23 protein-coding genes and 2 tRNA genes are annotated in these 23,173 nt (G+C 57.8%); 13 read left to right on the top strand and 12 right to left on the bottom strand.

Translation table 11 applies throughout. The features are described from left to right. Positions 1-70 precede the first annotated feature (70 nt). Genes C7443_RS18160 through pilM form a run of 5 tightly spaced genes read right to left on the bottom strand, consistent with a single transcriptional unit; the run spans position 71 to position 5,073 of the window. Positions 71-2,272: a type IV pilus secretin PilQ gene (locus tag C7443_RS18160; RefSeq protein ID WP_170123685.1), complete on the bottom strand. Its 2,202-nt coding sequence runs from the start codon at positions 2,270-2,272 to the stop codon at positions 71-73. 20 nt (positions 2,273-2,292) lie between these two features. Beyond that, positions 2,293-2,817, bottom strand: coding sequence for a pilus assembly protein PilP (locus tag C7443_RS18155; protein ID WP_110020249.1), 525 nt, complete (start codon positions 2,815-2,817; stop codon positions 2,293-2,295). After that, positions 2,814-3,458, bottom strand: a complete 645-nt coding sequence (locus C7443_RS18150) for a type IV pilus inner membrane component PilO (protein ID WP_110020248.1) — start codon at positions 3,456-3,458, stop codon at positions 2,814-2,816. Before C7443_RS18150 ends, C7443_RS18155 begins: the two co-directional genes overlap by 4 nt. Further along, on the bottom strand, positions 3,455-4,015 hold the full coding sequence (locus C7443_RS18145; protein ID WP_110020246.1) for a PilN domain-containing protein: 561 nt from the start codon (positions 4,013-4,015) through the stop codon (positions 3,455-3,457). Before C7443_RS18145 ends, C7443_RS18150 begins: the two co-directional genes overlap by 4 nt. Further along, the gene (gene pilM, locus C7443_RS18140; RefSeq protein ID WP_110020244.1) at positions 4,015-5,073 is read right to left on the bottom strand and encodes a type IV pilus assembly protein PilM; all 1,059 of its coding nucleotides are present in this window, start codon (positions 5,071-5,073) and stop codon (positions 4,015-4,017) included. The genes C7443_RS18145 and pilM overlap by 1 nt, the downstream gene beginning before the upstream one ends. 152 nt (positions 5,074-5,225) lie before the next feature. On the opposite strand from pilM, the gene C7443_RS18135 reads away from it, so the two are divergent. Then, the gene (locus C7443_RS18135) at positions 5,226-5,861 is read left to right on the top strand and encodes a hypothetical protein (protein WP_110020242.1); all 636 of its coding nucleotides are present in this window, start codon (positions 5,226-5,228) and stop codon (positions 5,859-5,861) included. Here C7443_RS18135 and C7443_RS18130 read toward each other — a convergent pair. From C7443_RS18130 to hemA, 4 genes are read right to left on the bottom strand one after another with little or no spacing between them, the layout of a single operon-like run. Continuing rightward, positions 5,854-6,612 carry a HesA/MoeB/ThiF family protein gene (locus tag C7443_RS18130; protein ID WP_110020240.1) on the bottom strand — a complete coding sequence of 253 codons (759 nt, stop codon included), beginning with the start codon at positions 6,610-6,612 and terminating at the stop codon, positions 5,854-5,856. The two genes, C7443_RS18135 and C7443_RS18130, sit on opposite strands and share 8 nt — an antisense overlap. Beyond that, a complete protein-coding gene (gene prmC, locus C7443_RS18125; protein WP_110020238.1) occupies positions 6,609-7,457 on the bottom strand; it encodes a peptide chain release factor N(5)-glutamine methyltransferase in 849 nt (282 codons plus the stop codon). Before prmC ends, C7443_RS18130 begins: the two co-directional genes overlap by 4 nt. Next, positions 7,454-8,533 (bottom strand): peptide chain release factor 1, encoded by a 1,080-nt coding sequence (gene prfA / locus C7443_RS18120; protein WP_110020236.1) that lies wholly within the window; start codon positions 8,531-8,533, stop codon positions 7,454-7,456. The genes prmC and prfA overlap by 4 nt, the downstream gene beginning before the upstream one ends. Beyond that, positions 8,530-9,804: a glutamyl-tRNA reductase gene (gene hemA, locus C7443_RS18115; RefSeq protein ID WP_110020234.1), complete on the bottom strand. Its 1,275-nt coding sequence runs from the start codon at positions 9,802-9,804 to the stop codon at positions 8,530-8,532. The genes prfA and hemA overlap by 4 nt, the downstream gene beginning before the upstream one ends. 114 nt (positions 9,805-9,918) lie before the next feature. Here hemA and C7443_RS18110 point away from each other — a divergent pair, with 114 nt between their 5' ends. From C7443_RS18110 to C7443_RS18070, 9 genes are all read left to right on the top strand, one after another. Continuing rightward, positions 9,919-11,592 (top strand): tetratricopeptide repeat protein, encoded by a 1,674-nt coding sequence (locus C7443_RS18110; RefSeq protein ID WP_170123684.1) that lies wholly within the window; start codon positions 9,919-9,921, stop codon positions 11,590-11,592. Further along, the gene (gene lolB, locus C7443_RS18105) at positions 11,592-12,185 is read left to right on the top strand and encodes a lipoprotein insertase outer membrane protein LolB (protein WP_110020230.1); all 594 of its coding nucleotides are present in this window, start codon (positions 11,592-11,594) and stop codon (positions 12,183-12,185) included. Before C7443_RS18110 ends, lolB begins: the two co-directional genes overlap by 1 nt. After that, on the top strand, positions 12,182-13,054 hold the full coding sequence (gene ispE / locus C7443_RS18100) for a 4-(cytidine 5'-diphospho)-2-C-methyl-D-erythritol kinase (protein ID WP_110020228.1): 873 nt from the start codon (positions 12,182-12,184) through the stop codon (positions 13,052-13,054). Before lolB ends, ispE begins: the two co-directional genes overlap by 4 nt. A 40-nt stretch (positions 13,055-13,094) precedes the next feature. Beyond that, positions 13,095-13,169, top strand: a tRNA-Gln gene (locus tag C7443_RS18095). A gap of 31 nt (positions 13,170-13,200) precedes the next feature. Next, positions 13,201-14,154 (top strand): ribose-phosphate pyrophosphokinase, encoded by a 954-nt coding sequence (locus C7443_RS18090; RefSeq protein ID WP_146213341.1) that lies wholly within the window; start codon positions 13,201-13,203, stop codon positions 14,152-14,154. Positions 14,155-14,227: 73 nt separating this feature from the next. Next, positions 14,228-14,869: a 50S ribosomal protein L25/general stress protein Ctc gene (locus C7443_RS18085; RefSeq protein WP_110020225.1), complete on the top strand. Its 642-nt coding sequence runs from the start codon at positions 14,228-14,230 to the stop codon at positions 14,867-14,869. A 32-nt stretch (positions 14,870-14,901) separates the two neighbouring features. Beyond that, a complete protein-coding gene (pth, locus tag C7443_RS18080) occupies positions 14,902-15,483 on the top strand; it encodes an aminoacyl-tRNA hydrolase (protein WP_110020342.1) in 582 nt (193 codons plus the stop codon). 27 nt (positions 15,484-15,510) lie between these two features. Continuing rightward, the gene (ychF, locus tag C7443_RS18075; RefSeq protein WP_110020223.1) at positions 15,511-16,602 is read left to right on the top strand and encodes a redox-regulated ATPase YchF; all 1,092 of its coding nucleotides are present in this window, start codon (positions 15,511-15,513) and stop codon (positions 16,600-16,602) included. A gap of 87 nt (positions 16,603-16,689) precedes the next feature. Beyond that, positions 16,690-16,766 (top strand) — tRNA-Met (locus tag C7443_RS18070). 375 nt (positions 16,767-17,141) lie between these two features. Here C7443_RS18070 and C7443_RS18065 read toward each other — a convergent pair. Together C7443_RS18065 and C7443_RS18060 are read right to left on the bottom strand one after the other, a co-directional pair. Continuing rightward, positions 17,142-17,579, bottom strand: a complete 438-nt coding sequence (locus C7443_RS18065) for a CopD family protein (protein WP_110020221.1) — start codon at positions 17,577-17,579, stop codon at positions 17,142-17,144. Between the two features lie 70 nt (positions 17,580-17,649). Continuing rightward, positions 17,650-18,180, bottom strand: coding sequence for a peroxiredoxin family protein (locus tag C7443_RS18060; protein ID WP_246004712.1), 531 nt, complete (start codon positions 18,178-18,180; stop codon positions 17,650-17,652). 478 nt (positions 18,181-18,658) lie between these two features. On the opposite strand from C7443_RS18060, the gene C7443_RS18055 reads away from it, so the two are divergent. Next, positions 18,659-19,864, top strand: coding sequence for a chloride channel protein (locus tag C7443_RS18055; RefSeq protein WP_246004711.1), 1,206 nt, complete (start codon positions 18,659-18,661; stop codon positions 19,862-19,864). A gap of 131 nt (positions 19,865-19,995) precedes the next feature. Further along, a complete protein-coding gene (erpA, locus tag C7443_RS18050) occupies positions 19,996-20,346 on the top strand; it encodes an iron-sulfur cluster insertion protein ErpA (RefSeq protein ID WP_246004710.1) in 351 nt (116 codons plus the stop codon). Between the two features lie 211 nt (positions 20,347-20,557). Here the strand turns inward: erpA and C7443_RS18045 are convergent, their stop codons facing one another. Further along, on the bottom strand, positions 20,558-21,682 hold the full coding sequence (locus C7443_RS18045; protein WP_110020214.1) for an anhydro-N-acetylmuramic acid kinase: 1,125 nt from the start codon (positions 21,680-21,682) through the stop codon (positions 20,558-20,560). Between the two features lie 108 nt (positions 21,683-21,790). Here C7443_RS18045 and tyrS point away from each other — a divergent pair, with 108 nt between their 5' ends. Beyond that, positions 21,791-22,990 carry a tyrosine--tRNA ligase gene (tyrS, locus tag C7443_RS18040; RefSeq protein WP_110020212.1) on the top strand — a complete coding sequence of 400 codons (1,200 nt, stop codon included), beginning with the start codon at positions 21,791-21,793 and terminating at the stop codon, positions 22,988-22,990. Positions 22,991-23,173: the final 183 nt, after the last annotated feature.

The raw sequence follows: 23,173 nt of genomic DNA, 5'->3' as shown, positions 1-23,173 counted from the left end.
ACTGAAACGGCGAACACCCATCAATGATACAGGGTGTCCGCCGTTGAGCGGATCGCGCGGCTGCCGTCAATCAACGGATTACGACATTGCCATCGACGATCTGCGGGGTGACGAAGATGAGCAGCTCAAGTTTCTTATTGCTGTTCGACTTGTAGCGGAAGAAAGCGCCAACGAAGGGAATGTCTCCGAGGAGCGGTATCTTGCTGACATTGTTCGACGTGATCTGCTCGAATACGCCACCGAGTACGACGGTTTCACCGTTGCGCACCAGGACCTGCGTGCTGAGTTCGCGCTTTGCCAGAACAGGTTGGTTCTCCACGACCTCGCCGGTGGTCTCATTTTTCGTGACCTTGAGGTCCATGATGATGTTCTTGTCCGGCGTGATCTGCGGTGTCACGGTGAGTTCAAGCAGGGCGTCTTTGAACTGGACGTTGGTGCCGTTGTTGCTCGACGAGGTCGAATAGGGAATTTCGCGACCTTGCTTGATTGAGGCTTCCTTGCGGTCGGCAGTCAGTACCCTCGGGTTGGAGAGGATTTCACCGCGACCTTCCGCCTGCAACGCGGACAGCTCCAGATCGAGCTGGAACTTCGAGCTCAGCAATGACAATGCAATTGAACTGTTGCCGCTGAGGGCCTGGGCTCCCGATGTGGTAAAGCCCAACCGATCGGACAAGGTCGTTTCGCCATTGGCGAGCGCGTTGTTGATGCCCGTGGTATTGCCACCGATGACCACGCCCGTATTGGGGCCGCCAACGAGGCCAATGCCACCAAACTGCGCACCGATCTCTCTGGAGAAGTCGTCATTGGCAATAACGATGCGTGAGTCGATCATCACCTGGCGCACCGGAATATCGATCTTGGTGATCAGCGCGCGGGCATCGGCGATACGTTCCGGCAGATCCATGATGACCAGCGAGTTCGTGCGTTCGTCGACGGCGAGTTGACCGCGGTCGGAAAGGATCGAGATTTCGCTCGTCGCAGTGACTGATGAGCGGCCCGAGTTGTCGGTACCCGTACCTTTGCCTTTGATGAGCTTGGCTATTTCGCCCGCTTTCGCATAGTTGATCTGAATGATTTCAGTGTGCAGCGTCGCGAGTTCAACGGCCTGCTTTCGTGACTCGATTTCCAGCTTTTCACGCTGAGTCACTTCGGCGGTGGGCGCGATGTAGATCACCGTGCCCTGCTGGCGCTGAGTCAGTCCTTTGGTCTGCAGGATGATATCGAGCGCCTGATCCCAGGGAACATTGCGCAGACGCAAGGTGATGCGGCCGGTGACGGTGTCGCTGACGACGACGTTGAGGCCGGTGAAGTCGGCGATAATCTGCAGGACGGCACGGACTTCGATGTCCTGGAAGTTCAATGAAAGCAATTCGCCCTTATAGGCGCGTTCTTGTGGACCGCCAGCGGTGGTGCCGCGATTACCGCCGCTCGCGACCGGACGCACCTCGATCGTGTATTCGCCGTCACTTTGAAACGCGATGAGCTCGTAATCGCCTTCGGTATCGATGGCGAGATGACCATTACGTCCTTTGTTACTGGCTTCGATCATCGATACTGGTGTACCGAAGTCCGTGACATCCAGGCGGCGCTGCTGGGCCGGTGGCAGGGTGGCACCGACGAAATCGGCCACGATGCGTTTGCCTTCTTCGTGTACGTCGACCGAGGTCGTTGGATCACTCAGTGAGACGACGATGCGGGCCTGGCCTTCCGGGCCGCGGCGGAAATCGACCTTGGACAGTTCACGGCGTGTGCCCGCGGCTGCACGTGCACGCGGATGAGTCGGTTCAGGCGGGATATTGCCATTGGCTTGAGCAATTGCTGACTGGCTGCCGGTGCCCGATGGGTTGAGTGTCAGCAGAACGGTCTTGCCCTCGGTGCGAACGGTGTACGGAACGCTGTGCGACAGGTTGACCAGTATGCGGGTGCGGTCGCTGGCTTCGATGACACTGATGCGCTCGGCGATCCCCCCGCCAATATCCTGGCGGCGCATGCCCATGCCGTTTCGGGTTCCTGGGAGATCCAGCACGATGCGGGCGGGCTCGTTGACCGAAAAGTGCGTCGGGTTGACGCCATCCTCCGACAGATGGAATCGCAGCTGCAGACTGTTGCCCGGAAGAGTGCCTACATCCACTGCCGACAGGACGGCTTCAGCGCGTGCATCCGGCGCTCCGATCCCCATCGCACCGCAGACGGTGGCCAGCGCGAGTATCCATACTCGCCAGCCGCGAAGGCGCGGGAGCGGCCCACGGCTTGCGGAATTCTGTTGTGACATCTCTACTCCCCCAGGCTCGTTCATTCGGACAGCGCCAGCGTGTTGCGACGCTCGACCCAGCCACCGTTGCCATCCTGCACGATTTCGAGCAGCTCGATACGGTCCTCGTCGATTTTCAGCACCTTGCCGTAATCCGTACCGATGTAGTTCCCCGCCTGGATCGTTTGCACGGAGCCATCGGGAACTTTGATCAGAGCCAGTCGCGTATCTCGTTCAATGGTGCCGACCATGCGCAGACTGCTGAGTGCATATTTTTCGAGTTCTTCGCGTGGACGGTCGAGATTCGGGCGAATGCCGTTGTCGACGCGTGGCGGCGCTGCTTGCGCCCGCAGAATCGCCGCGATTGAGAATGGTGAACGTAGCTCAGCAGCCTCATAAGCCGCCGGGCGATACGGGGCTGGGCGGGGAATCGGCTCAAGCGGGCGGCCGGGAGAAGATGCCTTGGTCATCGCGACAAAGTCGCGTAAATCGGCGGTCTTGTCGGCCGTGTCACAGCCATATGCCAGCGTGGCGCCGATGAGCAGGAAGGGAATATGCCGCCTCATTTGCGTTTCCCCGCCGGCTTTGGTGCGGCCTCGGTATCTTCATCGAGGTAGCGATAGGTCTGCAGCGTGGCTTCGATGTTCAGGGGCTCTGGAGAGTCCCGATTGAAATCCTTCATCGGCTGGGCAGACAGCGAAACCGCTTCCAACGTCACGATACGTGGTAACGCAGCAATGCTGCTGACGAAGGCGCCGAACTGGTGATAAGTGGCTTGTGCTTTGATCTGAATCGGCTTGGCTGCGTAGAACTCACGCGGTAATTCGTCGAGAGGTTTGAACAGCGTAAACACCAGTCCGTTGGCGCGTCCCTGATTGGAGATGTCTTCGAGCAGATTCGGCATCTCAGTTCGTGTCGGCAGCTGGCGCAGCATGTCACCGAGCATGGTCTCCAGCTCTCCGATCTGCGCGCGATAGGCGTCGAGATTGGCGACGACACGCTGGCGTGAACGGAATTCGTCGCGTAACTGCTGTTCCTTCTGTTGTTCCTGCGCGAGCCCGTCGAGCAGGTCGCTGGTGTCCAGATACCAGCCGAGTCCGCAGGCAGCGGCGAAGATCGCCAGCATTACTAATGCTTTTACTGGAGCAGGCCACTCGCCGCCGCGATTGATGTCGAGATCGAGATTGCGCAGTTCATCCAATGTCATTGCGCGGCATCCTTGGGCTGTTGCCGGCGTGGTACCGACATTTCGAACGTGCTGACTCGTACGCCGGCGATGTCCCGGTTTTCGATTTGCTTGAGAGCCGGCTCGGCAAACAGGGTATTGGCACTCAATCGGCGCATGAAGTCCGAAACCACCTGATTCGATAGCGCCGTGCCATTGAGAACGAGTTCATTGCCGCCCGCTTTGAGGCTGGACAGATAAACCGTGTCCGGTGTCAGTCTGGCGAGGGAATCGAATACACGGACCATCAGCGGTCGACTGGCCTGCAGGTTCTGGATGATTTCCAGGCGTGCCAGCAGTCGTGCCTTGGCCTGATCGAGTTTCTTCATCTCCTCGGCGGCGGCTTTGAGGCGATTGATTTCACTGACCAAGTATTGGTTGCGGGTTTGCTGATCTTCGATTTCTCCGCCGACGTAGAGATGCGTTCCGAGTACGGCGGCTGCACCGATCAGGGCCGATGCGGCCATCAGCATGACGAAGTCGCGCTGGAGTCTCAGTCGGCGCTCTTCGCGCCAGGGCAACAGGTTGATGCGGGTCATCAGTCGAAGCTCCGCAGTGCAAGCCCGCAGGCGGTTGCAAAAAGAGGTGCTTGGGCCTGCAGTTCGCGCTGGCGGACCTTCGAGGCGATCGACATCGACTCGAAGGGATTGCCGAGCACGGTCGGTACCTGGAGTGTCGCACCCACAGCCCGGGTCAATCCCTGCACCAGCGAGCCGCCGCCGGTGAGAATGACGTGCTCGACCGAGCTGTAGTGGCTTGAGGAAAAGAAGAACTGGAGGGTCTGGCCAATCTGCTCAGCCACGGTATTGCGGTAGTGCGCCAGCATGCTGGAAGCGAACTCCTCATCCTGAGAACCGCTGCGTTTGGCGAGTTCGGCGTCGGCGCGGCTGATGCCGAGCCCATCGGCAATTGCTGTCGTCAGCATGTCGCCACCGAACGTATGTTCGCGTGAATAGATCGTGCGGCCTTCCCGCACTACGTACAAAGTGGTGTGCCAGGCACCGATGTCGACGATGGCAAAACGGGCTTCGCTGCCATATTGGGGCAGCGTGGCGGACAGAAGCTGAAACGTGTTTTCGAGCGCATAGGTTTCGACGTCGACGACGCTGGCTTTAATGCCCGCTTCACGCAGGGCATCCACGCGCAGGTCGACGTTCTCCCGGCGGGATGCAACGAGCTGGACCTCCTGCATGGCCGCATCGTTGGGAGCGGGCCCGACGACGTCGAAATCGAAATAAACCTCTTCGATCGCAAACGGAATGTATTGCGACGCTTCGATTTCCAGCGTGCTCTGGATGCTTGCTTCATCCAGATCGATCGGTAAGGTCACCGTGCGTGTAATGACGCTGGTGCTGGGGACCGCAACGACGGCTTCGCGCAAGGGGGACTTCATGTCCTTGACCGCTTTACGGATAGCTGTACCGACAGCGTTGATATCGCTGGGGTTGCGGTTGTTCATGGCGCCATCGGGAAGAGGCTCGACAGCGCAACCTTCCACTTGGAAGCGTTCGCCAGAACGGCTCAGTTCGACCACTTTTACTGCCGTGGCACTGATGTCGATTCCCAGATAGCGTGATTTCTTATTGAATAAGGCCAAGTTCTAGTCCCTTCCGACCGGCACGCCGCCGGGAGAATAACGTACATCGATTTTTGCGTGCCAGTGGACGCAACAGACCTGAGCGAGCATAGCGCGTTGTCGAGCGGGGCGAGATGACGCCTGCGTCCGAGCAATCAGAGGGGGAGGCGAACATGGCTGGACGGTTGCGGGAGGAAGCGAGGCTCCGCAGTCTGCTGGCGCAGGCCAGTGCGCGCATCATGGCGGAGGAAGGCGTGCGCGACTTTCTCGTGGCAAAGCGCAAGGCCGCACAGCGGCTGGGGGTCACTGCGCGCGCCTTGATGCCGTCGAATCAGGAGATCGAGGCGGCACTCAGTGAGTATCAACGCCTGTTCCTGGCAGAGACGCACAACGATCATGTCCAGCATCTGCGCGCAGCCGCTTTTGAGGCGATGCGCTTTTTCGAGCGGTTTCGCCCGCGCCTGGTGGGATCGGTGCTCAACGGTACCGCTGGGCCCGATGCCGATATTCAGCTGCACGTTTTCGCCGATACCGTGGAGGACGTGCAGATGTTTCTGATGGAGCGGCACGTGCCGTTCGAGACAGGTGCGCGGCGTTTGCGCAGCGGCGCCGGCGAACCGGTCAGTTTTCCGACCTTTGCCTTCGGCGCCGGGGACGTCAACGTCGATGTCACGGTGTTTCCGCCGACGGCCGAGCGTGAAGCGCCGCGCAGCCCGGTCGACGGCAAGCCGATGCGCCGCGCAGGTTTGCGGGAGGTGCGGGAGTTGCTGGATGAGCGTGCGGCCGAGCCGCTGAGTGCCATCAGGTGAGGGCGTTGCAGCTCGGGCAATCAGGGTCGCGGGGCAGCTGGCTGACGCGCAGTTGCCCGCGCAGCGCGTCATAGCGCAGCAGGCGGCCCGCCAGTGTCGTGCCGGTGGCGGCGAGCAGCTTTAGCGTTTCCGTAGCCTGCAGGCTGCCGATGACCCCGGTGAGCGGTGCGATGACGCCGGACTGCGTGCAGGTTTCGGCCACGTCGTCGATGTCCGGGTACAGGCAGCGGTAGCAGGCGCTGCCGGCTACGCGCGCATCGAACACGGCGACCTGGCCCTCCCAGCGGATGGCCGCTCCGCTGATCAGCGGGCGGCGCGCAGCGAGGCACGCCTCATTGATCGCAAAACGGGTGGCAAAGTTGTCGCAACAGTCGAGGACTGCATCGACGCTCGCGATACGGCTGCGCAGCTCCTGCGGACTCAGCCGGTGCGTGAGCGTTTCGACCGTCGTGTGCGGATTGATACTTGTGCAACGGTGAGCCGCCGAGAGGGCTTTGGCCGAGCCGATGTCCGGTGTGGCGTGGGCGATCTGGCGCTGCAGATTGCTCAGATCGACACGGTCATCGTCGATCAGTGTCAGTCGGCCGACGCCGGCCGCCGCGAGATAGAGCGCAACCGGCGAGCCGAGCCCGCCAAGGCCGATCACCAGTGCATGGGCCGCGCGCAGGCGCTGTTGGCCGGCGTAATCGATGCTCGGCAGCATGATCTGGCGGGCGTAGCGCAGCAGTTCGCCGTCGGTGAGATCGTTCATGGCGTTTTGCGCCCGAGACTGACGCGTGGTTGCTCGGCGATGTCCCTGACGCAGTGTACCTCGGTATATCCAGCGACCCGCAGTAGCGCCGGAACGCATTCGCCCTGATCCCAACCGTGTTCGAGCAGCAGCCAGCCACCGGGCTTGAGGTGTTGCAGTGCGTTGTCGGCGATGCACTGGATGTCGGCCAGGCCTTGTTCTGCGGCGACCAGAGCGGCGTGTGGTTCGAAGCGCAGATCGCCGCATCCGAGGTGCGGGTCGTTGCTGGCGATGTACGGCGGATTGGCGGCAATCAGGTCGAAGTGTTTATCGCCAAGCGCTGCACACCAGTCACCGAGGCGAAACTCTACGTTGCCGAGTCGCAGGTGCGCGGCATTGGTACGGGCGATATCGAGCGCGGCTGCGCTGCGGTCGGTGGCGACGATGCGCGCCAGTGGTCGTTCGCTGGCCAGGGCCAGCGCGATGGCGCCGCTGCCGGTACCCAGATCCGCCGCCTGCACGCCGCGGGTGTTGGCAAGACGTTCCAGTGCCAGTTCGACCAGAAGCTCGGTTTCCGGGCGTGGAATCAGTGTGGCCGGACTCACGGCGAGATCGAGCGACCAGAATTCGCGGTGGCCGGTGAGATAGGCGACAGGCTCGCCGGTCAGACGGCGCTGCAGCAGTTCATGGAAAGCAGCCAGTGCCGCTGGCGCAGGGGCATGTTCAGGCCAGGTGCGCAGGAAAGTGCGTGACTGTCCGAGTGCGTGGGCCAGCAGCACTTCGGCGTCGCCGCGCGCTGAATCGCTGCCGGCCGCCTGCAAGGCAGCGGTCGCTGCTGTCAGCAGCTCGGTCAGCGTCGGATTCATTCGGCGAGGGCGGCCAGGCGATCGGCCTGCTCTTCCTGGATGAGCGGTTCGAGGACCTCATCGAGTGCACCGTTCATGACCTCGCCGAGTTTGTAGAGCGTGAGGTTGATGCGGTGGTCGGTCACGCGGCCCTGCGGAAAGTTGTATGTGCGGATGCGTTCGGAGCGATCGCCGGAGCCAACCTGCAGACGCCGGCTCTGCGCCTGCGCGGCGGTTTGCTGGGCCTCCGCGGCATCCTGCAGGCGTGCAGCGAGCAGGCTCAGGGCCCGGGCGCGGTTCTTGTGCTGCGAGCGCTCGTCCTGGCATTCGACCACCAGGCCGCTCGGCAGGTGGGTGATGCGGATCGCCGAATCGGTCTTGTTGATGTGCTGCCCGCCGGCGCCGGAGGCGCGGAAGGTATCGATGCGCAGATCTTTCGGGTCGATCTGCACATTGACTTCATCGAGCTCCGGCAGGATCGCGACGGTGGCCGCCGAGGTGTGAATCCGTCCCTGCGACTCGGTTTCCGGCACGCGCTGCACGCGATGGGTACCGGATTCGAACTTCAGCCGTGAATAGACGCCACGGCCGCTGACGCGGGCGACGATTTCCTTGTAGCCGCCATGCTCGCCAGGCGATTCGGTGAGCAGTTCGACCTGCCAGCCGCGGGTTTCCGCGTAGCGGGCGTACATGCGGAACAGGTCACCGGCGAAGATGGCCGCCTCGTCGCCGCCGGTGCCGGCACGCACTTCGAGGAAGATGTTGGCGGCGTCGCGCGGATCATTCGGCAGCAGCAGCAGCTGCAGTGCCCGCTCCCCGTCGGCGAGTTGCGCGTCGAGCTGGGCGATTTCCGCGGCTGCCAGCTCGCGCAGTTCCGGGTCGGCGTCACGCGCCATTTCCTGCGCTTCGGCAAGCGCCTCCTGCAGCGTCTGCCAGTCGCGCCAGGCCATGGCGACCGGTTCGAGCTGGGCGTATTCCTGTGACAGCTGACGAAAGCGATCCGCATCCGCGAGCACTTCCGGCGCCGACAGCAGCGCGGAAACTTCCTCGTGGCGCTCGGCGAGGCTTTCAAGTTTGGCGCGAATGCTGGGCTTCATGCGGATTCGGTCGGCGGCAGGGGAGGCAGGGAATAGATGTCGCGCAACAGCTCGACGCTGTCGATGTCGCCACGCGCGCAGGCTTCGCGCAGTGCGGCGCTGGGCGCGTGGATCAGTTTGTTGGTCAGGGTATTGGCCAGCTGGTTGATGACCTGCTCCGGATCACGCCCCTGCGCCAGTTGTTGACGTGCGCGGCTGATGCAGTCGTCTCGCGCGCTGGCTGCCTGGGTGCGCAGTTCCCGGATCAGGTGGCTGCCCTGCTGCGCGCGTTGCCAGGCGAAGAAGTGAGCTACCTCGGCGTCGATGATCTCCTCGGCCTCCGCCGCGGCGGCCTGTCGGGAGCGCAGGTTTTCCTGAATGATTTCCTGCAGATCATCGACCGTGTAGAGATAAACGTCTTCCAGCTCGCTGATCGCCGGATCGATGTCGCGCGGTACGGCGATGTCGACCATCAGCATGGGGCGGTGCTTGCGGCGCTTCAGTGCCTGCTCGACGACAGGACGCTGCAGCAGTGGCGTCGGGCTGGCCGTCGAGGCGATGATGACATCGGCTTCCGCCACGTGGGCATCGACTTCATCGAGCCCGATTGCGTAGCCGCCCATTTCAGCGGCCAGGGCGTGGGCGCGCTCAAGCGTGCGGTTGGCAATGATCAGGCGTTTGACCTTCTGTTCGCGCAGGTGGCGGGCGACCAGTTCGATGGTTTCCCCGGCGCCGAGCAACAGCGCGGTCTGGCCGGAAAGCTCGCCGAATATCTGCCGGGCCAGCACGACGGCGGCGAAGGCGACGGATACCGGGCTGGCACCGATGCTGGTGTCGGTGCGCACCTGTTTGGCGACGGCGAAGGTGTGTTGGAACAGACGTTCGAGTTCGCTGTCCAGAGTCCCGGCACTGGCGGCGACCTGGTAGGCGTCCTTGACCTGTCCCAGGATCTGCGGTTCGCCCAGGACCAGCGAATCAAGGCCGGAGGCGACACGCAGCATGTGGCGCACGGCTTCGTGGTCGGGGTGGACGTACAGGAATGGCGAGAGTTCGGTGCTCGGAATGGCGTGATAGTGCGACAGCCAGTCGCAGATGCGGGCGGCGTCGGATTGGTCCACGCCACAGTAAACTTCGGTGCGGTTACAGGTCGAGAGGATGGCGGCGGCACGCGCAATACCGGCCGTCACCAGCTCGCGCAGAGCTTGCTGCAGGCGCTCCGGCGCAAAAGCCAGACGCTCGCGCACGCTGACCGGAGCCGTCTTGTGATTGATGCCTATGGCCAGCAGCGGCATGATTGAATGAACCACAAATCGAAAACCGCGGGATTCTGCGGGATGCTTCGCCAAGCTTGCAAGTCGCGTTCCGCGCGCCAGTGTTTTCCCTCGAACCTCTGGAGACCACCTTCCATGAAGGTTCCCGTCGTTTTTCTCGCGCTAGCCCTCGTTGCCATGCCGGTGCACTCGGCGGACGTCTCTGATGCCCCCACCGATCCGGCCGTTACCGCTGATCTCTACTACCGCATCATGCTGGGAGAGATTGCCGCCCGGCGTGGCAACTTCGGTGTGGCGTTACAGCAGTACATGGTGGCAGCGACCCGTACGGATGATCCCCGGGTAGCGGCGCGCGCTTTTGCCTTTGCCATGCACGAGCACCATTTTGCTGAGGCCGAGCAGGCTGCCTCGCGCTGGCTGGAGCTTGCGCCAGCCGCGCTGCAGGCGCGTCAGGCGTTGGCGCTCGCACAGATCGGGGGCGGGCGCATCGAGCAGGCGATTCCCACGCTCGATCTGATCCGGGGGCAGCTGGCGGCACAGGATCGCCAAGATGGTTTCGCTGCCATCGCCGGCATGTTGTCGCAGTTGCAGGACCGCGGTGTCGCCTGGCAGGTGCTCCGCGGTCTGCGCGACCGTCATCAGGATTCGCGCTTTGCCTGGTATTACGACGCGGCAGGCGCCCTGGCGGCGGGCGAACCCCAGGCCGCTGCGGATGCGCTGCAGCATGTCATCGAGCTCGCTGCGGATTGGGCGCCTGCTTATCTGCTGCGTGCGCGGATTCAGCTGGAGCGTGGCGAGCTGGAAGCTGCAGTCAGTGGCTTGCAGGCAGCGCTCGAACGGTTGCCGGGTGACGCTCAGTTGCGCAACGTTTATGCGCGGGCGCTGATTGCCGCCAATCGGCTGGATGAAGCGGATAAGCAGTTCGATCGCATCGCTCATGACAACCCGAAGGACATGAGCGCGCGCCTGGCATTGGCCGCCCTGGCCAGTGAAGCCAAACAGTACGATCGCGCACTTGGTTACCTGCAGGAGGTTCTGCAGAGCGGTGAATCCCTGCCGGATGCCTGGTTCGAGCTCGGTCGTGTCGAAGAGGCGCGTGGCAACTGGGCTGTCGCAGAGTCCTGGTATCGCAAAATCACTGAAGGGGATCGACTGCTGCCGGCGCTGGTTCGCCTGGGAGCGCTGCGGCTTGCGTCAGGTGACCGGGAAGGTATGCATGCCTGGTTTGCCCAGCAGCGTATCGCGCATCCGGACGATGCGGTCACGCTCTATCTCGGCGAGGCCGAGGTGCTGCGCCACAAGGATTTGTATGAACCCGCCTACGCGGTTCTTACCTCCGGTTTGGCGGCCAATCCCGAGAGCGTAGACCTGCTTTATGCGCGAGCCCTGGTGGCCGAGCGACTCGACAAGCTGGATGTGACGGAATCCGACTTGCGCCGCGTGCTCGCAATCGACCCCGAACATGCCCAGGCGCTGAATGCGTTGGGTTACACCCTCGCTGACCGTACGGATCGATTGAGCGAAGCGGAGCCGCTGATCCGCCGGGCGCTCGAAAAGCTGCCGGGTGACGCCGCGGTGCTCGACAGCATGGGGTGGGTGTTGTTTCGGCTGGGCCGGGCAGGCGAAGGACTACCGTATCTGCAGCGTGCTCACGGTCTGAGCGACGAGCCGGAGATTACGGCGCATCTGATCGAGGTGCTGTGGACACTCGATCGCCACGACGAGGCTCGACAGCTGTGGACCGATGCCAGTGCGCGAACACCGGACGATCGCTATCTGTTGCAGCTGAAGGGGCGGCTGGGGTGGTAATGACGGCTAAGCGTGCGACGGCACTCGTGCTGGCGAGTGCCCTCCTGGCGGCTTGCGCAGTAGCCCCGCCAGTCGGAGATGCGAATGACAACCCGGCATGGCGGGTGCGCAGCGCCCAGCTGGCAAAGATCGATCGCTGGCAGGTGCAGGGGCGCATCGGTGTCGTGCGCGGGCGTGAGGCGTGGTCGGCTTCGCTGGCTTGGCGTCAGGATGGGACGCAGTATGCAATCGATCTGCTCGGTCCGTTCGGTGCCGGACGGGTGCATGTCGAAGGCGATGCGAATGGCGTGACGTTGTTCACCGGCGACGGCCAGCAACTGAGTGCAGCCGATGCGGATGAGCTCATTGAGCGTGCGACCGGCGTCGCGGTGCCCGTCGCGGCGCTGCGCGACTGGGTGCTCGGACGTCCGCAGGCGGGCGTGCCTGCTCGCCTGCAGGCGGACGTGCGGGGGCGCCTGACGCGTATCGAGCAGGCTGGTTGGGTCGTTGAGTACGGCGCCTGGCAGGCGCAGGCGCCTGAGTTGCCGCTCAAGCTGCGAGCCGAGCATGGTGATGTGCAGGTGCGTTTGTCGATCGAGCGCTGGGATACATGAACGCCTCGCGTTTCTCGGCTCCGTTTGCCGCCGAGGCCTGGCCGGCCCCGGCCAAGCTCAACCGCTTCCTACACATCGTCGGGCGCCGGGAGGATGGCTACCATCTGCTGCAGACTTTGTTCCAGTTCGTCGAATATGGCGATTGGCTGCATTTCGAGCTGCGCGATGACGGTCGGGTTGTGCGTGCCAGCGAACTGCCAGGTGTGGCTGTGGATGATGATCTGGTGGTACGTGCCGCGCGGTTTCTGCAGGCGCAGGTGCCGTGCAGTTCGCCCGGTGTAACGATCCGGGTCGACAAGCATCTGCCGATGGGGGGCGGCATTGGCGGCGGCTCATCCGATGCGGCGACGACGCTGGTGGCGCTCAATCACTTGTGGCACTGCGGGCTCGATGAGGATGCGCTGGCCATGCTTGGTCTGCGGTTGGGGGCTGATGTGCCGGTGTTCGTGCGTGGGCGTGCGGCCTGGGCTGAGGGGGTCGGTGAGCGTCTGACGCCGGTCGATATTGATGAGCTTTGGTTTCTCGTTGTTGCCCCCGCGTGTGCGGTACCAACGGTTGCCGTGTTCAAGGACCCTGAATTGACAAGGGATTCCGCCCCGATCAGAATGCGCGACTTTCTCGCGGGAGGAGGTCGTAACGACTGTGCTGCTGTCGTGTATCGGCGCTTTCCCGAGGTGGCTGTTGCGGCCGAATGGCTGGCGCAGTTCACGCAGCCGCATCTCAGTGGTACTGGGGCTTGCGTGTTCGGCGGCTTTCCCAGTTCGGCAGCGGCCAATGTGGCCTTGGCAAGCCTGCCTGCAGGCTGGAGAGCCTTTGTAGCGCGCGGACTGAATCGTTCGCCGTTGCTGGAGCGCTTGATCCGAGGCTGACTGTCGTGGCGGCCACCTTTTATAATCGGTTGCATCAAATTGGGCCGTAGCCAAGCGGTAAGGCACCGGATTTTGATTCCGGCATTCCCTGGTTCGAATCCAGGCGGCCCAGCCAGTTCTTTTCAGTTTCGACGACGGGATCCATCGTGTCCGACGCCAGAATGATGGTCTTTTCCGGGCGTGCTCATCCGCAGCTCGCTCAGCTGATCGTTGATCACCTCGGTCTGCCGATGGGTAAGGCGGTCGTGGGCAGTTTCAGCGACGGCGAATGCATGGTCGAGTTGATGGAGAATGTCCGCGGTCGCGATGTGTTCATCGTGCAGCCGACCTGTGCTCCGACCAATGACAACCTGATGGAGCTGTTGGTGATGGTCGATGCGCTGCGCCGGTCATCGGCTATCCGCATCACCGCCGTCGTTCCGTATTTTGGCTATTCCCGTCAGGATCGCCGTCCGCGCTCCGCGCGTGTGCCCATTTCGGCGAAGGTCGTCGCCAACATGATGACCTCGGTCGGTATTGACCGCGTACTTACCGTCGATCTGCACGCTGACCAGATCCAGGGCTTCTTCGATCTGCCGGTCGACAATATTTATGCGACTCCCATCATTCTGCAGGACATCCTCAATCTGGATTTGCCGCAGTTGATGGTTGTCTCCCCGGACGTTGGCGGCGTCGTGCGTGCGCGTGCACTGGCCAAGCGCCTCAACGATACCGAGCTGGCGATCATCGACAAGCGTCGCCCGAAAGCCAATGTGTCGCAGGTCATGCACATCATCGGTGATGTCAGCGGGCGCGATTGTGTGCTGGTTGACGATATGGTCGATACCGCTGGCACTTTGTGCCACGCAGCCAAAGCGCTCAAGGACAATGGTGCGGCATCGGTTCGTGCTTACTGCACGCACGCTGTGCTTTCGGGTAAGGCCATCGACAATCTGAGTGTTTCATCACTCGATGAATTGGTTGTCACCGACACGATCCCGCTACGCCCCGAGGCTGTGGCTTGCGGTCGTATTCGTCAGTTGAGTGTGTCGGGGCTGCTGGCGGAAACCATTCGCCGCATCCACATCGAAGAATCGGTGAGCTCGCTGTTCGTCGAGTAAGGTTGTTTTCAAGCGTTCCGGTCTCCTGGTCGCGGGGGAGCCGGATTTTTTCATCACTTATCCGGAGAACGACATGTCCGTCGACTTCATCATTAATGCAGAACCCCGTAGCGAGCAGGGTAAGGGTGCGAGCCGCCGCCTGCGCCGCACGGGTCGTGTCCCCGCTGTGATTTATGGGGCCGGCCGCGAGCCCGAGCTGTTGTCCGTCGAGCAGCGTGAATTGCTGAAGCTTTTGACGAACGACGCATTCTATTCGCATATGCTGACCGTCAAGATCGGCGAGCGTGCCGAAAACGCTGTGTTGCGTGACCTGCAGCGGCATCCGTTCAAGCCGACCATCGTCCATCTTGATCTGCAGCGCGTCGAAGCGGGCAGCACCATCAATGTTCACGTACCGCTGCATTTCATCAATCAGGAAAATGCGCCGGGCGTCAAGGATCAGGGCGGTGTGGTTAACCACCACATGGTTGAGATCGAGATTTCCTGTCTGCCGGATGCCATTCCTGATTTCATCGAAGTCGACATCGGTGCTCTCGGACTGGGGCAGGCTCTGCACCTGTCGGAGCTGGTGCTGCCGGCTGGTTGCTCGGTCTATGCGTTGAGCCATGGAACTCATCAGGATCAGGCTGTGGTGAGTATCCATGCTGTGCGCGGCGCCGCTGAAGGTGAAAGTGACGTGGAAGGCAGCAGTGAGGGCGCTGCGAGCGCTGAATAAAGCGCGCAGCAAGCGGTCGGCGAGTTGTGAGCATCGAATGTCCGAAACTCATCGTAGGATTGGGGAATCCTGGTCCTGCGTATGAGCGCACTCGGCACAATGCGGGTTTCTGGTTTGTGGACGAGCTTGCGCATATCTACAAAGCCAGTTTCCGCACCGATTCGAAGTTCGGTGGTGATGTTTGCCAGATCAGTGTTGATGGATGCTCGCTCTGGTTACTCAAGCCCATGGGCTTCATGAATCGCTCAGGTTCGCCGACAGCACGCTTGGCCGGTTTCTATAAAATCGAGCGACCACAGATTCTGGTCGTTCATGATGATCTTGATCTGCCTCCGGGCGTGGTTCGTCTCAAGCGTGGCGGGGGGCACGGAGGTCATAACGGCTTGCGTGACTTGATCGCTCAGCTGGGTGGCAATGATTTTTCTCGTTTACGGCTGGGCATCGGTCATCCGGGTGCGGCATCCGAAGTCGTAGATTTCGTGCTGCGCAAACCTCCATTGTCGGAGCAGCAGCTCGTTGACCAAGCGATTGCTAATGGTTTACGCGAGTTCCCACGTATCGTACGTGGTGAATTCGATAAAGTGATGCAGGCATTGCATACACGGCCTGTTTAGAAATTTTTATCGGTCCTGAGGTATTTCATGGGCTTTAAGTGTGGCATCGTTGGTTTGCCTAATGTTGGCAAGTCCACTCTGTTTAATGCCCTGACTAAGGCGGGTATTCAGGCCGAGAATTATCCATTTTGCACGATAGATCCTAATGTCGGTGTCGTGCCGATGCCGGATGCGCGCCTTGACGCATTGGCCGCCATCGTTAAGCCGGAACGGATTCTCCCGACGACCATGGAGTTCGTTGACATTGCCGGCTTGGTGGCGGGTGCCTCCAAGGGAGAGGGGTTAGGGAATCAGTTTCTCGCCAACATTCGTGAAACTGATGCTATCGCCCATGTCGTGCGTTGTTTCGAAAATGATGATGTGATTCACGTTTCTGGCAAGGTGGATCCCTTATCGGACATTGAGGTGATCAATACAGAACTCGCACTTGCGGATCTGGCTACGGTCGAAAAGGCTTATCAGCGTGCGGAGAAAGCTGCCAAGGCCGGGGGTAAAGACGCCTTGATGCGTAAGGCGTTGCTTGCGCGCGTGCAAGTCCATCTTAATGAAGCAAAGCCCGTGCGTGCTATGGGGCTGGATGCTGATGAGCGGTCTGCTCTCTATGAGCTGCATTTACTCACTTTAAAGCCGACGATGTATATTGCCAATGTGCATGACGATGGCTTTGATAATAATCCTCTGCTAGATCGAGTTCGGGACTACGCAATGATCGAAGCTGCGGAGGTCGTGCCGGTTTGTGCGGCTATCGAAGCGGAGATTGCGCAGCTCGATGATGCGGACAAGATAGAGTTTCTCGCAGATCTTGGTTTGGACGAACCTGGACTGAATCGCGTCATTCGTGCGGGATATAAGCTGCTTGGCCTGCAGACGTATTTTACGGCAGGGGTTAAAGAGGTTCGTGCTTGGACGATTCCTTTGGGGGCAACGGCACCTCAGGCTGCTGGTGTCATTCACACGGATTTCGAACGCGGATTTATTCGAGCCGAAGTGATTTCCTATGACGACTTCATTTCCGCTGGCGGAGAAGATGGCGCTAAGAAGGCGGGCAAGTGGCGACTTGAAGGCAAGGAATATGTCGTCAAGGATGGCGATGTGATGCATTTTAGATTTAATGTCTGATTGACATGAGTCGAAAGATTCTGTAGGATGCTCGCTCTGTTGTGGTGGCGGGCTAATTTAGATTGTTGCCGCGCCTTATAGAATTAAGGCTACGTAGCTCAGCTGGTTAGAGCACAGCACTCATAATGCTGGGGTCCTCAGTTCGATTCTGAGCGTAGCCACCAAAAATCAAGGGCATAGGTGCGAACCTATGCCCTTTTTCTGTATGCACTGAGAGCTGAATTGCATCGGGTTGCAAGCGCTATGCTGAAACTGCGCTGGCAGACGCTATGCTGATTGCTATGTAGCGCCGCCTGCAAGCGGTGGTTGCAGGTGCTTGTCTTACGCTTGATGTGTGCTTGGATGTGCAGCTCTTGAATTATACTGGCAACGGTTGAGGGGCAGGGAGAGCAGTCGTGGCGTGCCTATGGCGGACGAAGCTGAGAACGTCACTTGCGCGGGCAGTTCAGTCACTTTCCTTGGTGGTGGAGCGTGCATTCGTACTTTATTTGATGGTTTTTGGTGGTAGGCAGAAGATCAGCATATCTTGGGTTTTTAATTTAAAACGGCTTTAGACTGGCTAAAAGTATTACAGAAACTAAAACAATAACAGGTGCTTCGTTGAACCATCTGAACCATACGTGATGTTTTGTATTTTTTTCTGATTTAAAATCGAATAGTATTTTTCCACACCAGATATGGTAGCCGACTAATAAGGCTATTAATGCCAGTTTTGTGTGCAGCCAGCCCATTGATGAATATGCGCTCCATGCACCTGAATAAAGTAGCCAAAATCCAAAAAATAACGTCAAAATAGCGGCTGGCGTCGTGATGCCCCAATATAGTTTGCTTTCCATTATTTTAAAGCGCTGACGTCCACGTTCGTCGGCTGGTTCGCACATCGCGTGGTATACATAAAGACGGGGTAGGTAAAACAGTCCGGCAAACCAACAAACCATCCAGATCAGGTGCCAAGCTTTGATGGCAAGATACGACATGATGAAGTCTCAGTTGGAGTCTTATATGAAATTTGTTGTTCAGTGAGCGCTATAAGTGAAGTGTTTTGGTCTATGCGCCTAGCAATTCTTTGATTTGTGTCCGTAGCTGTTCCATATCGAACTCACCTACTTGTTGGCGCAAAATACGCCCGTCTGGAGAAATTAAGAAGCTGGTCGGTGTGAGTCTAATGTCGCCAAAAGCTTTAGCAATTGCTTCATTCGTATCCAGCGCTATGGGATACGGCACTTGGCGTTGACGAACGAGCTCGGCAACGTTGCTGGGTGGGTCATAGCTCATGGCGACACCTACAATCTCCAGCCCATGCGGGTGCAGATCACGATAAAGCTCGATCAAATGGGGCATCTCTTGCATACATCCTGGACAGCTTGTTGCCCAGAACGTAATCAGCACTGGCTTCCCACGTAAAGTGTCAGAGCTGATATGGCGGCCGTCGATCGTCTGAAAACTGACAACCGGTGCAGCACTGAGTCCCGCTGGAGCGAGCCAAAAAGCAGCAAGCACGCCAATCAGCATGGCGGCAAGACCAATTATGATTTTATCTTTTGATTTCATATTGTTGTATGCGATGCGGGCTGTCATTGTAGCGTATGTGGAGATCGACCTTATTGTATGTTCAAAGTTCCTCAAACGGGAGGATGACCTGATGCTGCCAGAATATCATTCATCAAGCATGAGCAACTGTGTTTTGACTGTCAGGTCGCAGTAGGCTGCTCGTTAACGTACAGTGCGCAACTCGTATTGTGGCGGATACCACTGCCATCAAACTGGTATCACGTTTTGTGTTTCTAATTAATTGGGTGTGAGCCGCATGATCAAGTGGCGCCAATGATCTTGGCTTTGTCGGTGGGTCGGGGCTAAGAAATGTGTGCGGGATACTGGATAAATGATAAACGAATCTTCGAGGACGCCTAAGCCAGATGATGGCGGTACAGATAGTCTTTTGAGCTCATCAATAGATGCTCGGCGCACTTTGCACCGATTGCGCCGACGTGCCAGGCGATCAGCTTTCATGTGGCGCCAACGGCTCGCATTTTTTATCGGTGCTGGATGTGTTGGGTTGGCCGCCGTTCTGTTTGCTCAAGGGAGTGATTTTGCATTTGAAGTGTTCAATCAGATGCTGGATCGGTATCCCTACTGGCCATGGTTGGTGACGCCGTTAACATTTGCGTTGCTTATCTGGTCAACTGAAGGGGTTTTACGCGCAACGCGTGGGAGCGGCATTCCCCAAGTAATTGGGGCAATTGGTCGTCCAGAGCGCGAGTTCCGTGAGCGCATGCTGTCACTGCCAGTCGCTGTCGGAAAAATGGCTTTGACTTTGTTTGCTCTGCTTGGAGGTGCTTCTGTCGGGCGCGAGGGGCCTACAGTGCATGTTGGTGCTGCGCTGATGTATAACATAGGCAGTCGATTTGAGCTTTTCGGGCGTCGTACGGTCAATGGATTGATTCTTGCTGGTGGTGCTGCTGGTATTGCAGCTGCATTCAATACGCCATTGGCTGGAGTTATGTTTGCGATTGAAGAGTTAAGTCATACTTTTGAACAACGGTTTAGTGGTTTGGTGCTAAGCGCGGTAATGTTCGGCGGCGTAGTCTCTTTAGGGATAATTGGAAACTATACCTACTTCGGCAGCGTTTATGCGCAACTCGATTTTGGTCCCGCATGGTTGGCTGTTTTGGCCTGTGGGCTTGGTGGCGGTTTGGCTGGAGGGATTTATAGCCGTGTTATTCTGCTTACTGTGACGGGTATGCCAAAGCCTTTTGGCAACTGGCGACGTAATCATCCGGTAATGTTTGCTTTTGCGTGTGGGGTGTTGCTCGCGGCTGTAGGTGCCGCGTCTGGTAATCAAGTCTTCGGTACAGGTTACGAACAGGCACGTAGCATCTTGCAGGGAGTGCCGGATGGTGATGGGTTATTCGGTTTGTGGAAACTTTTAGCGAATATTTTGTCTTACATCGCGGGTATTCCGGGAGGGTTTTTTTCTCCTTCGCTGGCTGTCGGTGCAGGGATTGGGCAGTGGATTGCTCCGTTGATTCCTGGCGCTTCTTTTGCGAGTGTTGCCTTGCTTGGAATGAGCGCCTACTTAGCGGGGGTTACACAGGCGCCTCTGACTGCCATTGTGATATCTCTTGAGCTGACGGATGGACACGCGCTGGTTTTACCGGTGATCGCTGCGTGTCTGTTGGCTAGGGCATGCTCAGCTTTGGTTTGTCGTGTCCCTGTGTATAAGGCGTTTGCTTTCTATCTGTTTGATTCATCTAGAAAATAGTAACGGATGTGGGTTGCGCTTGCCTGGTAGAGGGGGGGCGGGAGAATTGTTGATAAAAAAGCTCAGGAAAAGCATACTTGTAAATCAAACGGTTCATTGACATTCATTGGTAGATGCAGGAGTTGGTAGCGATGTCTGTATCGATTGAGACTCAGGGTCCGCTGATTTTTTCTGATGCTGCGGCCGCTAAGGTTAAAGTATTAATTGAAGAAGAAAACAATCCAGCATTGATGCTGCGTGTTTTTGTCAGTGGGGGGGGGTGTTCCGGTTTTCAGTATGGATTTACGTTTGATGAGGAGTTGCAAGATGGAGATACGATGATTGAGAACGGTGGCGTAAAACTTTTGATTGATCCAATGAGTTATCAATACTTGGTTGGGGCCGAGATTGATTACACTGAGGGGCTTGAAGGTGCGCAGTTCGTGATCCGTAATCCAAATGCGACGACAACTTGTGGCTGTGGTTCCTCTTTCTCTGTCTAGCTTTTTGGTTCTGCTTTTTTGTGTGTAATAAACAGCGGAGATTGATAATTCATGCTGTGTAAGTTTAGTGGATATGTCCTCTCCGGTGCTGAGGAGCTTCTCCTAAGAGAAGCCCTCTCTCAAAGCCAGGCAGACAACTAGTTTGATGGGGCTTGGATTTTTCGGCTATTGAGAAGTATGCAAGAGAAGTAACTTTTTTGTAATGGTGATTTTAGGCTTGATATATTCCACCTAAAATGCGAGCGGCAGACGCGCCGGTGACTGATGGAATATTACCCGGCTCTGCGAGTAATGCGCGTCTTGCAAGCCATGCGAAGCCTATTGCTTCTAGATCGTCTGGATTAATCCCATAATCTGCGCATGATTTTATTTCAATTCCTTGGGCTAGCTCGCATAAACGGGACATTAGCATCTTGTTATGTATGCCGCCGCCGCAAACGATCCATGATCGTGCCTTTGGTAAGGTTTCTGTGCAAGCGGCCTTAATGCTGTAGGCAGTTAACTCAACAAGGGTTGCTGCAACATCTTGTGGGGGGATTCGTTGGTTTGATACGGCGGCGAGATGTGCTTCGAGCCAAGCGCTATTGAATAATTCACGGCCTGTGCTTTTTGGGGCGGGAATATGGAAATATGGTTCTGATAAAAAATGTGTTAAAAGCTTTGTGTTGATGCAACCGCTAGCAGCCCATTTTCCGTCACGATCGAACGGCTGCTCAATTTGGCGTTGTGCCCAAGTGTCTAACAAAGCATTTCCTGGTCCGCTATCAAAACCAATGATGTTGGCTTCTGGGGCTGCAGGAAGTGCCGTTAAATTTGCAATGCCTCCGATGTTGATGATGATAACATCAAGGCCATCACGGCGGAAAAAGGCATTGTGAAACGCAGGAGCAAGGGGGGCTCCTTGGCCGCCGGCTGCGATATCCCTGCGGCGAAAATCAGCTACGACGGTAATGCCGCATAGTTCGGCAAGAAGGGCGGGATTTCCTATTTGCAGCGTATAGGGGGTTGCGGCTTGTGGAGCATGGCGGATAGTTTGCCCATGTGAGCCAATTGCGCGTACATTAGATTTTTTGATGCATGACTTATCTAGAAGCTTTTTGACGGCTGTGGCAAAAATCTGTGCGATTTTGTTATCAAGGATCATTGCGCGTTCGATTTCATTGTCGCCCGCAGTGGATAATGCTAGCAAACAGTTTCTCATTTCTGCCTCTATAGGGAGACAGAGAGAAGCGATGGTTTGTGGTGCGCGACCGTCGTCGCCAAAATGCACTAAAACGGCATCGACGCCGTCCATGCTGGTGCCAGACATCAGACCAATGTAGAGCTGTTCATGCATGTCGGTGCTGTCGTAGCGGCGGTGGGGCGCCAGATATGGTGCTTTAGTGTGAGAGGTAGTTCCGCTATCTTACCGCCCCTTTGCTGGATCATATAGGGTAAAAATGTGATGGCTACGATTGCGGAGGCGGTGGCGCTCATCAAGCGAGGGGCCGAGGACCTGCTGCTGGAGACTGAGCTGGTTGATCGTCTGCAGACTGGACGGCCATTAAGAATCAAAGCTGGATTTGACCCGACTGCTCCTGATTTACACCTTGGTCATACAGTGCTTATTAACAAACTCCGACAGTTTCAGGAGTTGGGACATGATGTGCTGTTTTTAATCGGGGATTTTACTGGAATGATCGGTGATCCCACGGGAAAAAACATTACTCGAAAACCATTGTCTCGTGATGACGTTCTCGCTAATGCTCAAACCTATCGTGAGCAGGTGTTTAAAATACTTGATCCTGATCGAACGAACGTTGTGTTTAATTCGGAATGGTTTGATTCTATGAGGCCGGCTGAGTTTATTCAGCTGGCCGCTAAGCATACGGTCGCAAGGATGCTGGAGAGAGATGATTTTTCTAAACGCTATGCTAATGGGCAACCAATAGCTATACATGAGTTTCTTTATCCTTTGGTGCAGGGGTATGACTCAGTTGCGATGCGAGCTGATGTTGAGCTAGGCGGGACGGATCAGCGGTTTAATTTGCTGGTTGGTCGTGAGTTGCAAAAAAGCTATGGCCAAATGCCGCAGGTTGTGTTGACCATGCCAATTCTAGAGGGTACTGACGGCGTCCAAAAAATGTCGAAGTCTCTCGGGAATTACATCAGTATCCGCGACGGTGCGGATGAAATGTTTGGCAAAATCATGTCCATTTCGGACACATTGATGTGGCGTTATTTCGAACTGCTGTCTTTTCGATCAGAGGTTGAGGTTGAGGGGTGGCGGCGGGATGTGGAGCGGAATGGCCTGAATCCCCGCGACGTGAAGTTTCGGTTGGGGGCGGAGTTGGTAGATCGCTTTCATGGAGCAGGGGCAGGGGAGCGGGCTGTCGCTTCATTTATCGATCGTTTCCAGAAACGGCAGTTGCCCGATGATTTACCTGCGGTGACTGTTGCGGTCGGGACGGGGATGGCTATCGCCAATGTCTTAAAAGAAGCGGGGTTGACCACAACGACATCAGAGGCATTGCGGCTGATGCAACAAGGGGCGGTGCGGATTGATGGCGAGCGTGTGGATGATAAGGGGTTGTTGCTGGTAGGTGATCGGACTCTTGTCGTCCAGGTGGGCAAACGTCGGATTGCCCGTGTCTCGCTGCTTTGAGTAACCCCGGTCTTGCCGAGAAAATGTCTTGACTAATCTTTTGCGGTGGGTATGATGCGCGGCTCTTGCTTGGTTGGTCCTGCTGAAAGGCTGATTGAGCGGGGTGTTAAAGGTCTTGATGTTGAGGTCGATAGCGAGTCTGGAAAGATAGGGCTTGCAACTGTCGAAGGAATCGGGATAATG

Origin of the sequence: Plasticicumulans acidivorans (assembly GCF_003182095.1) — a bacterium.
Classification (GTDB): Bacteria; Pseudomonadota; Gammaproteobacteria; order Competibacterales; family Competibacteraceae; genus Plasticicumulans; species Plasticicumulans acidivorans.
This window is presented reverse-complemented; position numbering and strand designations above follow the sequence as displayed.

What these genes read in the sequence shown, in the direction of transcription:
- ychF (WP_110020223.1), top strand. Translation starts at nt 15,511, where the DNA reads ATGGGCTTTAAGTGTGGCATCGTTGGTTTGCCTAATGTTGGCAAGTCC.
- C7443_RS18130 (WP_110020240.1), bottom strand. Translation starts at nt 6,612, where the DNA reads ATGAACGATCTCACCGACGGCGAACTGCTGCGCTACGCCCGCCAGATC.
- C7443_RS18150 (WP_110020248.1), bottom strand. Translation starts at nt 3,458, where the DNA reads ATGACATTGGATGAACTGCGCAATCTCGATCTCGACATCAATCGCGGC.
- lolB (WP_110020230.1), top strand. Translation starts at nt 11,592, where the DNA reads ATGACGGCTAAGCGTGCGACGGCACTCGTGCTGGCGAGTGCCCTCCTG.
- hemA (WP_110020234.1), bottom strand. Translation starts at nt 9,804, where the DNA reads ATGCCGCTGCTGGCCATAGGCATCAATCACAAGACGGCTCCGGTCAGC.
- C7443_RS18110 (WP_170123684.1), top strand. Translation starts at nt 9,919, where the DNA reads ATGAAGGTTCCCGTCGTTTTTCTCGCGCTAGCCCTCGTTGCCATGCCG.
- prmC (WP_110020238.1), bottom strand. Translation starts at nt 7,457, where the DNA reads ATGAATCCGACGCTGACCGAGCTGCTGACAGCAGCGACCGCTGCCTTG.
- C7443_RS18155 (WP_110020249.1), bottom strand. Translation starts at nt 2,817, where the DNA reads ATGAGGCGGCATATTCCCTTCCTGCTCATCGGCGCCACGCTGGCATAT.
- C7443_RS18065 (WP_110020221.1), bottom strand. Translation starts at nt 17,579, where the DNA reads ATGTCGTATCTTGCCATCAAAGCTTGGCACCTGATCTGGATGGTTTGT.
- tyrS (WP_110020212.1), top strand. Translation starts at nt 21,791, where the DNA reads ATGGCTACGATTGCGGAGGCGGTGGCGCTCATCAAGCGAGGGGCCGAG.
- C7443_RS18085 (WP_110020225.1), top strand. Translation starts at nt 14,228, where the DNA reads ATGTCCGTCGACTTCATCATTAATGCAGAACCCCGTAGCGAGCAGGGT.
- erpA (WP_246004710.1), top strand. Translation starts at nt 19,996, where the DNA reads ATGTCTGTATCGATTGAGACTCAGGGTCCGCTGATTTTTTCTGATGCT.
- ispE (WP_110020228.1), top strand. Translation starts at nt 12,182, where the DNA reads ATGAACGCCTCGCGTTTCTCGGCTCCGTTTGCCGCCGAGGCCTGGCCG.
- C7443_RS18145 (WP_110020246.1), bottom strand. Translation starts at nt 4,015, where the DNA reads ATGACCCGCATCAACCTGTTGCCCTGGCGCGAAGAGCGCCGACTGAGA.
- C7443_RS18160 (WP_170123685.1), bottom strand. Translation starts at nt 2,272, where the DNA reads ATGTCACAACAGAATTCCGCAAGCCGTGGGCCGCTCCCGCGCCTTCGC.
- prfA (WP_110020236.1), bottom strand. Translation starts at nt 8,533, where the DNA reads ATGAAGCCCAGCATTCGCGCCAAACTTGAAAGCCTCGCCGAGCGCCAC.
- C7443_RS18060 (WP_246004712.1), bottom strand. Translation starts at nt 18,180, where the DNA reads ATGACAGCCCGCATCGCATACAACAATATGAAATCAAAAGATAAAATC.
- C7443_RS18135 (WP_110020242.1), top strand. Translation starts at nt 5,226, where the DNA reads ATGGCTGGACGGTTGCGGGAGGAAGCGAGGCTCCGCAGTCTGCTGGCG.
- C7443_RS18045 (WP_110020214.1), bottom strand. Translation starts at nt 21,682, where the DNA reads ATGCATGAACAGCTCTACATTGGTCTGATGTCTGGCACCAGCATGGAC.